This window comes from Enterobacter sp. DNB-S2 (assembly GCF_019443845.1).
Taxonomy (GTDB): domain Bacteria; phylum Pseudomonadota; class Gammaproteobacteria; order Enterobacterales; family Enterobacteriaceae; genus Enterobacter; species Enterobacter asburiae_B.
In genome coordinates this window covers 3,065,587-3,081,260 of the sequence record NZ_CP050520.1, presented here as the reverse complement: position 1 = coordinate 3,081,260, position 15,674 = coordinate 3,065,587, and the positions used below count along the sequence as shown (strand labels likewise).

Below are 15,674 nucleotides of genomic sequence, written 5' to 3'. Positions count from 1 at the left end.
AGTTCATCGTAAAAGGAGTGCTTATGAACAGTTTTTACTCGCAGCAGGCCGGTTGTACCGTGCGCTGGCATGACCTGCCCGGCACCGGCGATCCCGTGGTGTTCATTCACGGGCTGGGCTGCGCCTCTTCCTATGAATATCCCCGTGTCGTTCATGACCCGCTGTTTGGCGCGCGCAGAGCGATTCTCATCGACTTGCCCGGCAGCGGCTACAGCGACAAGCCTGAGCACTACAGCTATAAAACCACCGACCAGGCGCACGTTGTGGCGGAACTGATTGACCACCTTAAGCTGGATGCCTTCTGGTTATACGGCCACAGCATGGGCGGCAGCATTGCAATCGAAACGGCCGGGCTGCTTGCAACGCGCGTGAAGGGGCTGATGGTGTCAGAGCCCAATTTTCATGCGGGTGGAGGGATGTTCAGCCGGTCTATTGCAGCGCAAACCGAGCAGCAGTTCCTGAGCCAGGGCTATGACGCCATGCTCAGCGCGGAAAAAACGGCGTGGGCAGGGTGTCTGCAGAGCAATGCGCCGTACGCCGTCTGGCGCGGCGCATCGAGCCTGGTGGCGGGCGTAGAGCCCGAATGGGAAGCGCAGTTCCTGTCACTTCCTTGTCCGGTAACGTTGATTTTTGGCGAGCTGTCTCTGCCGGATGACGATGTGGAAAGTCTGAAGCAAAAGGGCGTCGAGGTAAAAATTATCCCAGCGGCGGGGCATTCGATGTCGTGGGAAAATCCGTCTGCGCTGGCACAGACGTTAGCCGGGTGTATGACGGAGTGATGTGCGCAAAAGTTTCGCCCGGCGGCGCTACGCTTGCACGGGCCTACAACGATGAAGAATGTAGGCCGGGTATGCGGCAGCGATACCCGGCAAGAAATGCGGCTACATTGTTAATCAGCGTTCAGCGCAATAACGCGTGCAAGGCCTGACGTGCGTCAGGCTGAACATCATGCGGATGCTGGTAATCAATGTTCTCTATCGCGCGGCTATAGAGTGCGACCAGCCAGTCGTAAACGTACGCGGTGGCCGCATGCACAGGCTGTTCCCCCAGGCGCGTCAATCGAGGCTCCGCGCTGCTGACCACCGGCGTAACGAAGATTGCCTGCCCCTTGCGGATGCGGCTTGCCGGACGTGTTGCCACGGGCGTCTGGTCGTAACCCAGCCAGCCAATGAAATTGCCCATCACGGCATGCAGTTGCGCAGCGCTGCTTTTATCCGCTTCGACAATGCGCTGAAGCTGTTGAGGCAGATTAAGCCGGTAGCTGGTGACCACCAGCACATCCGCGATTTGCTGTAATACCGCAGGATCCAGCCCGAGGCGCGCGGCCGTGGCCTCATTGCGGCTCCACTGACGCAGGTGATTTATCCAGACTCTGTGCGCCAGGCGCGCTTTGTCTTTTGTCTGGAACAGACCGGTGCTTTCCTGCGCGTTCTCGGCAAACAGGTCAATAGTGTCCGTAAACAGCCCGTTCACCTGCTCCTCGCGCGGCTGCTGAACGGCGAGCAGCGTTTCATAGGCTTTCAGCGGCGGCAGGAGGCCTTCAAGCAGTTCGCCGTGGCGGGCGGCGCTGCTTTGCAGCGTGCGCACCATGCTTTCGGCCTGAGCGCGTCTTTTCCCCGGCTCTTCAACCAGCGGCGCCAGATAGCTTTGCATCAGCGATGAGAGCTCCTGTCGCAGCAAGCCTTTCAGCGTGCCGAGACGCTTCTGTCGCTGGGCGGGTAACGTGGCCTGAGACAGCCATTCGATGACGCGCTGCATGCTGTGGCTGTCCAGCGCCTGCAGCGTGCCCCAGCGTAAACCCGGCTTTCCGAGCAGATGCTGTACGGCTTCATCGAGATTCTGCCGGGTGGTAAAGCGGGCGTCGTGTGGCGTAATCGCCCATACCAGCCCCGGCAGGGCAGATTCTTCAGCAGGCTGAGTCTCCTTGACCCAGTTCATCAGCACTTTTGCTTTTTTGGCCGTCTGTTCGTGCTGCGCCGTCGCATTACAAATCACCAGCACATCCGGCTGAAGCTGTTGACGGTAATGCTCGAGCAGCCACTGGGACTTCGCCTGGCGTAGCGGGTCGGCACGGTTATCTTCAAAAACAGGAATATCAATAATATCGACGTTATCCAGCGCGCCGTTCTCAACCGGCAGCACCAGCTCGCGGGTCAGGAAGGCCAGCACGTCGACGGGGATGCTGATGGCGTTAAGCATTTCACCGCTATTTAGCGGATGAAGCAGCGTCTCCTGCGCGTCCTGAAGATCTAACGTGCCGTCGTGCGTCAGGAACCCTTCACCCGGCAGGCCAAAGCTGTCCACCAGCAGGCTAAGCGGGGCAGCAAGCTCGCCGGCATGGCTGGTCTGGTGCAGCACATGGGCCAGTTTTAACCACTGCTGGGTCAACTCCTGCTGCTCGCCCCACAGCAGCGACCAGACGCTGGCCCGCGTGCTGAGATCGAGAGAAGGCACCAGCCGGGCGAACTCATGCCACAGGGCATCATCGATTTGCTGCTTAGCGGCGGGTACGGTGCTTTGCCAGAAGCGGGCAATCGCACCCACTTCCTGAGCCGTTATGCCGGGCACGCCCTGCGGCTGGCGCAGCCCGCGCCATTTCTCCAGACGTGTCTCAATGACCGCCTTATCCACCGCGCGCATCTGCGGATGCAGCGTCGTGCGGGCAATAAACAGCTGTACCAGCTCGGCCTCGGTGACCAGGCTCAGACGCAGCGGGAACGCCTCATCCGCCACCTCCGGGCTTTCCGGCGTGAAGCGGACGGCCATGTTGGTCAGGGCATGTCCCGGATTGATATGCGAAAAATAGTCAAAGGTGCGCTGGCCCGGCGTCACGTTCAGGCGTCCATTACCGCTGCCGCACAGGGATAACAGCAGATGGGCTTTCGCGCTCTGTGAATGACCGTAAAGCCCAATGCTGCTCTGGCGGGTCATGGCGCGTTCAATGGCCTGCTCCCGCACCTGCGCCGCGTTGATGCGAGCAAGCAGGGCGTCAGCATCGTTATCCAGCACAGGGGCGTTCAGGCGCGTCTCATTAATCCACCCGATTAAGGCCTGAGTGGTGGTCGTCGTCGCTGTCATTTCAGGTATACGCTCCCGCTGTCGATCCAGTAGTGGCTACCGCTGTGTCGGCGATCGGCCAAAGTATTCAGTTTGAAGGTTAATGCGTCAGGCGCAACTGGCGTGCCGTCCTGCAGCCAGGCATCGCTCAGCTCGAAGGCCTCAGGGCCTTCCTGCTTGCTGCCGCCGCAGAGCTTTAGCCGCACGTTCAGCACGCCGTCACCGGCAATGGCTTTCGCCAGTTCAGCCGAGTTGATGCTGAGCGTGTAGAGCGGCGTGGCGGGCCAGCGCGCGTTCGCCAGCTGGCGGAAGCCGAGTGTGACGTTACCGCGCAGCGGGAAGTGCAGACGCGCGTCGAGCTTCGCGCCCGGCTTATCGAGGTCGATATCCTGATACCAGACGTTTTCCTCGCGCAGGGTATTAACGGTGTTATCCAGCACGCCGAGATACCGCACGGTTGAATACGCGCCAATGTCCGCGGCTTTAAAGTTGAAGCGCGGCAGACGGAGGTCGAGCGCCAGGCTGCAGAGCATGGCCCCCACGGCGGCCGTCGATTTCGGGTTGCCAATGCGCCCCTGCTGGCTGAACGGATACCACTCGTGCACCTGGTATTTATCCAGCCAGACGATGCGGTTGACCGGCACCGGCTGCAGATGACGAATAAGCGCCTGAACGCCAGGCAGGCAGCCGGGGCGTCCGGTGATCAGCAGAATATCGCAGCTGTAATGGGATATCGCCTCGCACACCGCGTGGAGCGGCGAGGCCAGCGTAAACTGCCCGGCCAGCATCGCATCCTGCATTTCGCGGAAGTTCACGTGCAGCGGCACGGCGAACAGGTCAAACGCGTCTGAACCCGCAGGCAGGGCATGATCGATCGCCTGCTGCAGGTAATTCATTACGTTGCGGGTCGGTTTCTGCGGCAGGAGATCGCCAAAGGTGGCATGCAGACCGGCCAGCGGATCGTCAACGTCGCTCGATTCCCACGCGGCAAGAATAGCGTGGCCAATCGGCATAAAAAGCTGAAGCGCCGTTTGCTGGCGGAGTACGGCCTGGGTGTCTATGCGCCCGGAGTCACCGAACAGCGACGCCATCAGCAGCGAAGCGTCCGAGATACCGGATTTCTGCAGCTGCGTTTGCAGGGCAGGCAACACGTAGCGCTGAATCACGTCCAGAAGCGTATCGTCGCCCGCGACCTTAAAGCCTTCACGGAACAGCAGCTGCGGGGTGATTTTGACGTTATTGCCGGAACCGTCATCCAGCTGATAATGGGTAATCGCCATATCCGTTGTGCCGCCGCCGATGTCGATGGACGCGACGCGCAGCGCGCGGCCCGGCTGGCTACCCGGCTCAGGCTCACGGTCCGGGCGGGCCAGGGAGGCGAAGAAGGCTTCGGTCTGACCGCCAAAGCGGGAGATCGCTTCGTTATACAGCCAGACCAGCTGACCGCAGCTGGCTTCATCCCACTCCATCTGGATTTCAGGAACCGGCACCACGCTTTTATCCTGCTGTTTACGGGTGACAAAATCCTCATCCTGCGGGTGCCAGCCCATCGCTTTCCAGACGATGGCGATGGCTTCAAACATGCGGCGACGGAAAATCTCGCGCTCCTGCTTTGGCATGGCCGAGGGCAGGGTCAGGATCAGGGTGCGCAGCTGGCGCGGCGATGCCGGGAAGCCCAGACGCAGGCGCGTGGCGACGCTGTTGATCTGCCCCAGCGCCTGCGCCAGCAGCTCGCACAGCATGTGCGTCATCAGCGTACTGCGGCTGTACTGCGGCGAGAAGACCGGCAGCCGCTCGTCCTGCGGCAGCGTGAAGAGCGGTTCGCCGTCATCGTTCATCAGGTTCATCAGCGGAAACGCGGTGGCAAGCGGCTCACGCTGGGTTTTGCTGTTCATCTGGCTAAAGCGCCAGTCCTGCACGACCGGCGTTTCATCCCACAGGTAGCGACGCGGGCTGGAGATGCCGCTGTTGCCTTCGGTCCCCAGACGCTGCATCGCCAGCTTGCGGGCTTCATCGCCCACGCGAACAATCGACGGCCAGACAAAGGCATCTTCGCGACCGCTCTCTACCGAGAAGTGCTGTTTGCCAAAGCGCGCTTCCGAAAACTCGAGACGGCTGGTAAACAGCGGCGCATTCAGGAACTGCGGCTCGCTTAATGAGCGTACCTGCAGCTCGGCGGTCTGGCGCAGGCCATCGTTGGCGTCGCCGTGGTCTTCGATAATGACGCCGCAGGTGTGGGTATTGCCCACGTCGAGGATCAGGTCGACCGGAATGGCAGGCGTGCTGAGCGTATGGGTAACAAATTTCACTTCCGGCACGGTGAGCTGTTCACCGAGCATGGTCAGCAGGTTAAGCCAGTGGGCCTGATATTCAAACCCGCGCATCGCCTGCTGGAGATCGCGTTCTGAGCGGTTTTCAACGCCGTCGGCATACTGGGTAAAGGCCTCGCGCAGCCAGCCGTCAATCCAGGTCTGGTCGAGGAAACTTTCAACTTCGTTGTCTCGCCAGGCCAGCGCGAATCGGGTCCCGTTCAGAATATCGTTTTCAACCGGGGACAGGGCGGACGTGGCGTGTTCTGCAATCTGGCTGTCAAGGGCGAGCGTGACGCGGTGCGTATTGCCTGCCGTATCGGGTGTATCCAGCCTGCGCACCTGAACGCGGGCCCAGTTATCCGGCCCCTCAACGAAGGTTCGCGGCGGGTTGAAGCGCAGGAACGGAACCGGAAGCCATACGCCGTCCAGCACCGCCAGGGACTGATGCAGCGGGATGGTGGTTTCCGGTTTAACCACTTCAGGCTGCCCGCCGTTCGTTCCCGGCACGGTATAGCGCCCGTTAACCAGGTCGAAATCGAGCCGCAGCAGCGGGCCGTTCGCGGTTTTACGTACGAAGCGCCCGTTGCTGGCGGTGTCCTGCGGCGTCAGACCGAAATCAAGGAACTGCACGCCGCTGTTGGCAATAAGCGTGACGCTTTGTTTATAGTCGCAAAGATTAACCAGCATAGGATCAGGCACCTGCTTTCTTGAACGTCAGGGGAACGACGGTATTGGCATCATAACGGGCGCGACATTCTGCGATATCGCTGGCGCCTGCTTTACAGGCAACCTCCGGCATCGGGTAGCGGGAGCCGTCGGTGCAGCGGGCAGTACCGCGACTTTTAATCATCAGCTCGCCGTTGCTGTGCAGGCCGGAGAACACTTCCGCGCGGCAGACAACGTTGTCGCCATGGACAACCCGGGCGAAGCCCTTATTGTTCTGGATCTGATAGCGCATTGACGGCGGCTTGCCGGTAACCGGATCTTTCACGTCCAGAACCGCACGCCAGGTGCCGTTCAGGAAACGCGTCGATCCCGCTTTCACCTGATTCGCTTCCATCACCATGGCATCTTTCGGGATGGCGACAATCACCACCGGGGCAGGCTGTGGCGCAGGCGCCAGAGCAGGCTCTTTTTCTTTGCTTGCCAGGACCTCTGCCTGATGCAGCGGTAATTTCATGGCCAGCGGCTCAACCGCTTTGATCGGCTTTGGTGCTATCTCTACGGGCTGGGGTGCGGGCACCGGGGCGGGCTCAGCGGAAGGCGACTGTTTTGGCCACAGCAGCGGTGCGGCAATGGCGGCAACGATCGCGACGGCAACCGGCAGCGTCCACAGGGGAACGCGGCGCTTTTTCGCGACGATCGGCACAGCCGGTTCCTGAACGGGTTGCGCAACGGCCGGGGCCGGCTCTGGCTCATACAGATCTTCCGGCGTGATACGCACCACCGTGGAAGGGGCGATCAGCGGCTCGTCGGCATGTTCAAAGGCCACCACCGGTTCTGGCTCAGGCTCGGGTTCAGGATCTTCAATCACAACGGGGGCGGGCTCAGGGACCAGCGATTCACGCAGGCAGTCGAGGACATCGTCGCGCGCATTTTCGTTCAGGTTTACAAACCCCCAGAAGCTGATGACCGGCTTTCCGTCCACCAGGAAGAGGAAGTTTTCACCCGGGAACTGAAACGCCTTTGACAGCAGAGACCCAAAAAGCTGCTGCGCGGTTTTGGGCGACTGGAGGCATTTTTTGCTTAACGACTCAACGCTGGCTAGCGTGTTTTCCAGATAGCGCAGGGCGCGATAACGGTCATCTTCATCGGCCGCTTTCCAGCTGATTACGCTCCCTTCAACGGGGGAATACCAGTCCACGCGGTCACCGCTGTCGTTGACCTGAGGAATAGCCAGACAGTCGACGATGGCCTGTTGTTTGCGCAACCGGAGCGCTTCCCGGATTTGTAACGCTGATTCAAAAACGGCTTGTCCGCCGCCGCCAACGGCCTGAAAGTCATCCAGGTTACCGCTGCGTAAAAGAGTTTTTGCCACGATTTGATCCCATATACTTCTTCACACCGTTACTTTAACGAAACGAGGAAGCAACCAAACGGGGGAAGAGACGCTAAAAGGACCGATTTCTTGCGGCATAGAAAGTGACGGTTGTGCTTGACGAATAATGGCCCTTAAGGCAAATCACCTTTTCGGGCGCTGGCTGTTAAAACAGCAAAAAACGCGGCTTTAGAATAACCTGATAGTGTTTCGTTATTTGCCAGGTCATATCGCCTGTGCTGTTATTACTGTCTTATATAATAAAACTGTCAGGGTTATAACCATGTCTACAGGGAAAACACTGCTCGCCCTTGCGCTGAGCGCGCTGTTACCAGCCGGTGCCGCATGGGCGGCAAACAACGACACCCTTATTTACTGTTCTGAAGCGTCCCCCGAGTCCTTCAACCCGCAAATCGCCAGCTCTGGCCCGTCTTTTGTGGCCAGCTCTCAGGTACTGTACAATCGCCTGATCAACTTTGACCCGGTGAAAAACACCCCGGTCCCGTCGCTGGCGGAGTCCTGGACGATTTCGCCGGACGGCAAGACCTATACCTTTGCCCTGCGCAAAGGGGTGAAGTTCAACAGCAATAAATACTTCAAACCGACGCGCGACTTTAACGCCGATGACGTTATTTTCTCGGTTCTGCGTCAGAAAGACCCTAAACACCCGTATCACAACGTGTCGCAGGGCAACTACGAATACTTTAACGACGTCGGGCTCGATAAGCTGATTCAGGACGTGAAAAAGGTCGACGACTATCACGTTCAGTTCACCCTCAGCGAGCCTAACGCCGCGTTTCTGGCCGACTGGGGGATGGATTTCGCCTCGATTCTTTCCGCCGAATACGCCGACGCGATGCTGAAAAAAGGCACGCCTGAAAACGTGGACACCTGGCCGATTGGCACCGGGCCTTATGTCCTGCAGCAGTACAAGGTAGATTCGCTGATTCGCTACGTCGCTAACCCGAACTACTGGGAAGGCGAGGTGCCGACGAAGCATCTCATCTTCTCCATCACGCCGAATGTGGAAACCCGTCTGGCGAAGCTGCAGACCAACGAGTGCCAGATTATTCCTGCACCGTCCCCGGTTCAGTTTGACGCCATCAAGAACAGCAAAGACCTGACGCTGCACTCGGTCGATGCGCTAAACGTCGGCTATCTGGCGTTTAACACCGAGAAAAAACCGTTTGATAACGTGCTGGTGCGCCAGGCGCTTAACTACGCGACCGACAAGAAGGCTATCGTCAATGCGGTCTTTATGGGTTCCGGTACGGTGGCAAAATCGCCGATCCCGCCAAATATGCTGGGCTTTAATAAAGACCTGAAGGACTACAGCTACGATCCTGAAAAAGCGAAAGCGCTGCTGAAGCAGGCGGGGCTGGAGAAGGGGGCGGAAGTCACGCTGTGGTCAATGCCGGTTCAGCGTCCGTATAACCCGAACTCGCGCCGTATCGCGGAGATGATCCAGAGCGACTGGGCGAAAGTCGGCGTGAAGGCCAAAATTGTCTCTTACGAGTGGGGCGAATATCTCTCCGGGATGCGTAAAGGCGAACATGACTCCGCGCTGTTTGGCTGGATGTCCGATAACGGCGACCCGGACAACTTTGCCGACGTGCTGCTGGGCTGCAACAGCATTAAAACCGGATCCAACGCCGCGCGCTGGTGCGATAAGGGTTATGATGATCTGGTGCAAAAAGCGAAGCTGACCAGCAGCCCGGCGGAGCGCGCGAAACTCTACGGCCAGGCGCAGGAGATCTTCTACCAGCAGGCGCCGTGGATCGCACTGGCAAACGGGAAAACGTTCTATGCGACCCGCAGCAACGTGACCGGATACAGCGTGAGCCTGATGGGCAGCGATTTCTCCAAAGCGAAACTGAACTAGTTTGTTGCCCGGTGGCGCTGCGCTTACCGGGCCTACGGTTCCCCTGTAGGCCGGGTAAGGCGCAGCCGCCATCCGGCGATTTACAAGGAGTGACAATGTCACATTTAAATGAAGTTACCGCCCGTGTCGATGCCGCCATTGAAGAGAGCGTCATCACCCATATGAATGAACTGCTGATCGAATTAAGTGATGATGCAGAGCTCAGCCGTGAAGAACGCTACACCCAGCAGCAGCGTCTGCGTACCGCGATTTCGCACCACGGTAAGCAGCATAAAGAGGAGTTGGACGCGCGTGAGGAACAGCTGACCAAAGGCGGCACCATACTGTAACGTTCAAAACTGGCGTCGCGCCACCAGCCAGGCCCCGACGACCAGCATCACCGCGCCGCACACCGGGCCAATCAGGGCGCGCAGCGGAATGCCGTTGCTCCTCAGCACGTCCATCACCAGTCCGCCAATCAGCTGGCTTGCTACCAGCACGGCGATAGTCGTCGCCGCGCCAACGTTCTGATACCCGCTGATGCTGGCAAACACGAAAAACGACCCCAGCAGCCCCGGGATAAGCGTCCACCAGCGTACCGTTGCGGCCAGCTCGCTAAATCCGGCGACGCCCTGTTTCAGCAGCAGAATGCTGACAAACAGCACAATGCCGACCAGGGAGTTCAGCAGCATCGCTATAAGGATCGTGGAGGAGGACTGGGTGATACGCACCATTAAGGTATTTTGCACCACCAGACCTATTCCCGCCGCCACCAGAAACGCCAGGGTCAGGGATTGATTCATGGGATGGCGTCCGGATCGCTGCGCTCGTCCAGCTGCAGCTGCATAAAGGTCAAGTCCAGCCAGCGGCCAAACTTGGTTCCCACCTGCGGCATCTGCCCCGTGGTGACAAAACCAAGCGTTTCGTGGAGATGAATCGAGGCATGGTTTTGCGCTTCAATACCGGCCACCATCACGTGTTTGCCGATGGCGCGGGCCTCGTTTATCAGCGCGATCATTAGCGTGCGGCCAATACCTTTTCCCTGATGGTCCGGGTGGACGTAGACCGAATGTTCGACCGTATGACGGAAACCGTCGAAGGCGCGCCAGTCTCCAAAAGAGGCGTAACCGGTGATCGCTCCGTCTTCCTCGCTCACCAGAACCGGGTAACCCGCGAGCGTGCGCGCCTCAAACCAGGCGATTCGGTTATCGGTATCGACGGTTTTATCGTTCCAGATCGCGGCAGTATGCAGCACCGCGTGGTTGTAGATTTTTCCTATCGCAGCGCAGTCTTCCTTGCAGGCATGACGAACGATCATGATTAACCCTCTGTGTGTTGTTTACTATAGTATTACGTTATTCCTACGATATTACACAATCGTATCGCCCGATCGCTACGGCATAAGCCATATTTTTTTGTTATCAAAAGCCCATTGAAATGCCGTTCATACACTATAGTATGACGTCATGAACACCATAACAGACACAATGAATCAACGGATTAGCGCAAGAATTCGCCTTGAACGCGAGTCTCGCGGATGGTCCCTGAGCGAGCTTGCTGACCGGGCAGGGGTCTCGCGCGCGATGATCCATAAGATAGAGCGCGGAGACAGCAGCCCGACAGCCACCTTGCTGGCCCGTCTGTCCGGCGCGTTTGGTATCAGCATGTCCACGCTCATTGCCCGGGCCGAAATGCAGGAGGGCAAGCTGCTGCGCCTTGCAAACCAGCCCGTCTGGCGCGACCCTCAGACGCACTACCTCCGCCGCCACGTTTCTCCCCGCACCGATCTGCCCATCGACCTTGTTCAGGTTGAACTGCCCGCGGGCAGCGATGTTCCGATGCCTGCATCTTCTTACGCGCTGGCACGTCAGCTTATCTGGCTACAGTCCGGCGAGCTGGTGTTTCAGGAGGGCGATACGCGCCACGAGATGTACGCCGGAGACTGCCTCGAGCTGGGGCCGCCAAATGACTGCCGGTTCATCAACGAAACGAATGAAACCTGCATCTATCTGGTTGTACGGCTTAACCAGTCTGCCTCGTAATGCTAATGCGATAACGCGGATCCTGAGCCAGGCTGTAATGACATTTGTACCAGAAGGAGATCCCGATGAATCAACCTGTTTCGCAAAATCGCCGCTGGGTACTGGCCTCCCGTCCTCAGGGTGCGCCGGTGGCGGAAAATTTTCGTCTCGAAACGCAGCCTGTTCCCGCCCCGGCTGAGGGACAGCTTTTGCTGCGTACCGTCTGGCTGTCGCTGGACCCGTACATGCGGGGGCGCATGAGCGATGCGCCATCCTATTCACCACCGGTTGAGCTGGGCGCTGTGATGGTGGGGGGAACGGTCAGCCGCGTTGAGCAGTCGAATCATCCCGATTTCAAACCGGGGGAGTGGGTGCTGGGCTACAGCGGCTGGCAGGAATATGAACTCTCGGACGGCAGCGGCCTGGTGAAGCTGGGCGAAAATCCGTCACATCCTTCCTGGGCGCTGGGTATTCTGGGTATGCCGGGCTTTACCGCCTATATGGGATTGCTGGATATCGGGCAGCCAAAAGCGGGCGAAACGCTGGTGGTCGCCGCGGCGACAGGGCCGGTTGGCGCGACCGTCGGGCAGATCGGTAAAATCAAAGGTTGCCGGGTGGTCGGCGTCGCCGGTGGGGCTGAAAAATGCCGCCATGCCGTTGAGGTCCTCGGGTTTGACCTGTGTCTGGATCATCACGCGGCCGACTTTGCCGAACAGCTGAAACGCGCCTGTCCGCAAGGAATTGACGTCTATTATGAAAACGTCGGCGGGAAAGTATTTGACGCCGTGCTGCCGTTACTGAATACCTCCGCGCGCGTGCCGGTGTGCGGCCTGGTGAGCGGCTACAATGCGACGGGCCTGCCCGAGGGGCCGGATCGCCTGCCGCTCCTGATGGCGACCATCCTGAAGAAACGCATTCGTATGCAGGGCTTTATCATCGGCCAGGATTACGGTCACCGCATTAAAGAGTTCCAGGAAGCAATAGGACGCTGGGTGCAGGAGGGCAAAATCCACTATCGTGAACAGATAACGGACGGGCTGGAGAACGCGCCCGAGGCGCTGATTGGCCTGCTCGAAGGGCGTAACTTCGGCAAAGTCGTGATTCGCGTCGCGGGTGACAATAAATAAACAGCATTATGGCGGGGTTTCCCGCCATATTTATTTGTGAAGATACGATATATTGTCTTTAATTAATGGACATGGCATTTCGCGCCCGCATCCCGGACGGGCCCGAAACCAATAAAAAAAACAAACTTTACTTTTTTGATGTTTTTACGTACTTCCCACCACCAGGCATGACGATACAGGATATATCGGACCAGCGTCGTTTTATTAAAACTGGCGTTTAAAAATAGCATTAAGTTTTAGCTACAGGAATTGAACATGCTTGATTTGGACCACTTAGAAAAAGCCCAAAGGGTCAGTCTTACCATGCAAGTTGAACACAGTTTGAAAGGAGCGTTAATTACAGGCTCACTCAAACCTGGGGCACGACTGATTACGAAAGAGATTGCCGATAAATTAGGAACCAGTATTACCCCTGTTCGCGAGGCGCTGTTGCGCCTGGTGTCATCAGGGGCGCTACACGCCACGCCGGCGCAGGCATTTCTGGTTCCGGAGGTCACGCTGGAGCGCTATAACGAGATTAACGCTATCCGCAAGCAGCTTGAGCCGATGGCGGTCGCCGCGGCCTGTCAGAATATGTCTGATAGCAAACTGGAGGCGTTGCGCAAATTGTCGGATGCCTTTCATGAGGCCATGCGCAACGGGAACGTCCAGCAGGCATTGCATGCGAATCGCGTCTTCCGGTTTACGCTTTATCAGTATGCGGAAATGCCTACGCTTAATGCCTTAATAGAGCAGCTGTGGGTGCGCATCGGGCCCTGTATGAACTATCTGCATCAGGAGCTTAACGACATCAAAGCCTCGACATATCACTATGACGAACTGCTTTCCGCCCTTGAGCGAAGAGATGTTGTTGCCTGCCAGAAGGCGATTGATAAGGTGATTGATGAAGCGAATTTGCTTTTACAGCGACAATATTTTAACTAAGAGATTATTTAGCAGAGCGACTATATTCCGCCCCTAATTATTTATCTGGTGAATAACTCCTGATGGTTTATTGCCATCAGGAGCGTTATTTCATTAATAAAATAAACTTTTCTTATTGCTTACTCGAAGCGATAAGAGACCGACAGCCCGACCCCGTAGTTACGGCCTGGTGCAGGCTCGTAATAACGACCGTTAGACTCGTTGACAATAACCGAGCCCGCGTACTCTTTATCGAACAGGTTATCGACGCGGCCAAAGACGTCCATGCCCCAGCTGCCGTAGTTGAATTTGTACCCGGTGTTCAGCCCGACCACCGTATACGATGGCGCTTTCGCCGTATTCTCGTCATCGGCCATGATGTCGCTCATGTAGCGCACGTCTGAACCCGCGTACCAGCCTTCATCCGGCTGCCAGCCAAACGAGGCGTAACCCATGTTGCGGGCAATGCCCGGCATCCGGTTACCGTTACAGTCTGCGTCGCTGCAGACGTTAGTCCGGTAGGTGGCATCCAGGTAAGTCCATGCCATCTTCAGCTTCCAGTTCTCGGCAAACTGCTGGTCGAGGGAGACTTCCACCCCCTGACGACGGGTTTTACCGGCATTTTTATAGCTGGTACGCCCGCCAGAGCTGGCATCCACCACGATCTCATCATCCGTATCGGTGCGGAACAGCGCCGCGGTCAGCAGGCCATTGCCGATGCGGGTTTTGCTGCCCACTTCATACGTGTTGTTGGTGGACGGCTGCAGGCCGATGTTCAGGCCGCCCTGGTTATCGGCGCGATAGGAGAGCTCGTTGATGGTTGGCGTTTCGAATCCACGCCCTGCGGCAGCGTAGAGGTTCCATGCGTCCGTCACCGCATACTTCACGGAACCGGCCGGGAGCCACTTGTGATAGCTCGCGTCACCGCTGTCATCGCCGTTGCCCGGCGTAACGTAATGGTCGTTGGAATCAAACCAGACCGAGCTGTAGCGCACTCCCGCATCTACCGACAGTTTCTGCGTCAGCTGCCAGCTGGTTTGCAGGTAAGGGTCAACGTTCCACATCAGGTTACGTTCGTTTCGACGCTTGTCACCCTTCACGCCGTAGTCCGGCACGCCGTTGTTCATCACGAAGTTCTCGTATCCGCGACGATCTTCGCTCAGGTTTTCGTAGTTCAGGCCGGTAGTAAACGTCACCGGCACCAGCAGCTCGCCGCGGTGCGTCCAGCGGGTATCGATACCCTGATAATGACGCTGCATATCGATCACGCCGCCGGAGTGGGAGGCTTTCAGCTGCGGCTGATACGGAATCGACTGGTACTGCGTCATTTCACGTTCGCCGGCGTACATCATCACGCTGAGGTCGTCCTGAGTGCTGAGCTGACGATCGTAGCGCAGACCGGCCTGGGTCTGCTTGATGGTCTTGCGGGTGTTGTACTGATCGCCGCGCGGAGACTGACGCGGATTGTTCTGCCACTCCTGATAGCTCAGCCCGCCCGGATCGTTGGCCTTCATGTCCACGCTGTTAAAAATCAGCGTCAGCTTGCTGACGTCGTCAATGCGCACGCCCAGTTTGGCGTTAGCGAGGTTTTTGCGCGCGCCGCTGTGGTCGCGGTAGCCTTTGGTGGTGAAGCGGGTGGTGGAAACGGTGTAATCCACATCGCCCGCGTGGGTGCCGTCACCCATCGCGCCGGTGGCTTTCATGCCGTAGCGCCAGGTACCGTAGCTGCCGTAATAGCTGCTGGCTTCAATGGTCGGCGGCTGCTGCCCGGTCTGGGTGTTGATGTTAATCACGCCGCCGGAGGCGTTGCCGTACAGGGCAGAGAAGGGGCCGCGCAGCACTTCAACGCTCTCCACGCTGGAGAGATCGATGTTAGAGGTCTGGCCCTGTCCGTCCGGCATAGTGGCAGGGATACCGTCGACATACATACGGATACCGCGCACGCCAAACGTTGAGCGGGCACCAAACCCACGCATTGAAAGCTGGAGATCCTGGGCATAGTTCTGGCGGTTCTGAATTTGCAGTCCCGGGACGCTGCCAAGAGATTCAGACAGGTTGATGCGCGGCGCGGCGTGGCGCATGTCATCGCCATTGACGACGCTGACCGCGGCCGGGGTATCCAGTTCCGATACGGTTTGCGGCGTGGCGCTGACGATCATGGTCTGTTCCTCCGCGCTCATTGCGGTTAGCGGCGCGAAAATAACGGGAACCAGCAGCAGCGGGAGAGAAGCCTTACGGGCAGAAATGATTTTCATGAATAAAACCGGTTGTGGTGTATAAACGAACCAAATGGAACATGTCCATACATGTTAAAGGTTTTGTAAATGTTTTGAAAACTATAACCGCACATTGCGT

General features: G+C 58.0%; 12 protein-coding genes. 6 read left to right on the top strand and 6 right to left on the bottom strand.

What is annotated here, in order from left to right:
* Positions 1–23 precede the first annotated feature (23 nt).
* Positions 24–779 (top strand): alpha/beta fold hydrolase, encoded by a 756-nt coding sequence (locus tag HB664_RS14660; protein WP_063441966.1) that lies wholly within the window; start codon positions 24–26, stop codon positions 777–779.
* Between the two features lie 121 nt (positions 780–900).
* On the opposite strand, the gene HB664_RS14655 is transcribed toward HB664_RS14660, so the two are convergent.
* The 3 genes from HB664_RS14655 to HB664_RS14645 are packed head-to-tail and all read right to left on the bottom strand — an operon-like array spanning position 901 to position 7,407.
* Positions 901–3,078 (bottom strand): virulence factor SrfC family protein, encoded by a 2,178-nt coding sequence (locus HB664_RS14655; protein ID WP_219939704.1) that lies wholly within the window; start codon positions 3,076–3,078, stop codon positions 901–903.
* Positions 3,075–6,056, bottom strand: a complete 2,982-nt coding sequence (locus HB664_RS14650; protein ID WP_039262875.1) for a virulence factor SrfB — start codon at positions 6,054–6,056, stop codon at positions 3,075–3,077. The genes HB664_RS14655 and HB664_RS14650 overlap by 4 nt, the downstream gene beginning before the upstream one ends.
* Positions 6,057–6,060: 4 nt before the next feature.
* The gene (locus HB664_RS14645) at positions 6,061–7,407 is read right to left on the bottom strand and encodes an SrfA family protein (protein ID WP_219939703.1); all 1,347 of its coding nucleotides are present in this window, start codon (positions 7,405–7,407) and stop codon (positions 6,061–6,063) included.
* A 283-nt stretch (positions 7,408–7,690) separates the two neighbouring features.
* Here HB664_RS14645 and HB664_RS14640 point away from each other — a divergent pair, with 283 nt between their 5' ends.
* On the top strand, positions 7,691–9,289 hold the full coding sequence (locus HB664_RS14640) for an ABC transporter substrate-binding protein (protein ID WP_219939702.1): 1,599 nt from the start codon (positions 7,691–7,693) through the stop codon (positions 9,287–9,289).
* Positions 9,290–9,384: 95 nt separating this feature from the next.
* On the top strand, positions 9,385–9,618 hold the full coding sequence (locus HB664_RS14635) for a YdcY family protein (protein WP_047647612.1): 234 nt from the start codon (positions 9,385–9,387) through the stop codon (positions 9,616–9,618).
* A 3-nt stretch (positions 9,619–9,621) separates the two neighbouring features.
* Here HB664_RS14635 and HB664_RS14630 read toward each other — a convergent pair whose 3' ends face one another.
* Entirely contained in the window at positions 9,622–10,071 is a 450-nt protein-coding gene (locus HB664_RS14630; RefSeq protein WP_032656841.1) for a DMT family transporter, read from the bottom strand.
* Entirely contained in the window at positions 10,068–10,586 is a 519-nt protein-coding gene (locus HB664_RS14625; protein ID WP_219939701.1) for a GNAT family N-acetyltransferase, read from the bottom strand. Before HB664_RS14625 ends, HB664_RS14630 begins: the two co-directional genes overlap by 4 nt.
* Before the next feature lie 148 nt (positions 10,587–10,734).
* Here HB664_RS14625 and HB664_RS14620 point away from each other — a divergent pair, with 148 nt between their 5' ends.
* From HB664_RS14620 to HB664_RS14610, 3 genes are all read left to right on the top strand, one after another.
* On the top strand, positions 10,735–11,310 hold the full coding sequence (locus tag HB664_RS14620; RefSeq protein ID WP_219939700.1) for an XRE family transcriptional regulator: 576 nt from the start codon (positions 10,735–10,737) through the stop codon (positions 11,308–11,310).
* 65 nt (positions 11,311–11,375) lie between these two features.
* Positions 11,376–12,416 carry an NADP-dependent oxidoreductase gene (locus tag HB664_RS14615; protein WP_219939699.1) on the top strand — a complete coding sequence of 347 codons (1,041 nt, stop codon included), beginning with the start codon at positions 11,376–11,378 and terminating at the stop codon, positions 12,414–12,416.
* 255 nt (positions 12,417–12,671) lie between these two features.
* Positions 12,672–13,340 (top strand): GntR family transcriptional regulator, encoded by a 669-nt coding sequence (locus tag HB664_RS14610; RefSeq protein WP_023311981.1) that lies wholly within the window; start codon positions 12,672–12,674, stop codon positions 13,338–13,340.
* A 119-nt stretch (positions 13,341–13,459) separates the two neighbouring features.
* Here HB664_RS14610 and pqqU read toward each other — a convergent pair whose 3' ends face one another.
* Complete coding sequence (pqqU, locus tag HB664_RS14605; RefSeq protein WP_219939698.1) at positions 13,460–15,574, bottom strand: TonB-dependent receptor PqqU; 2,115 nt, start codon at positions 15,572–15,574, stop codon at positions 13,460–13,462.
* Positions 15,575–15,674 lie beyond the last annotated feature (100 nt).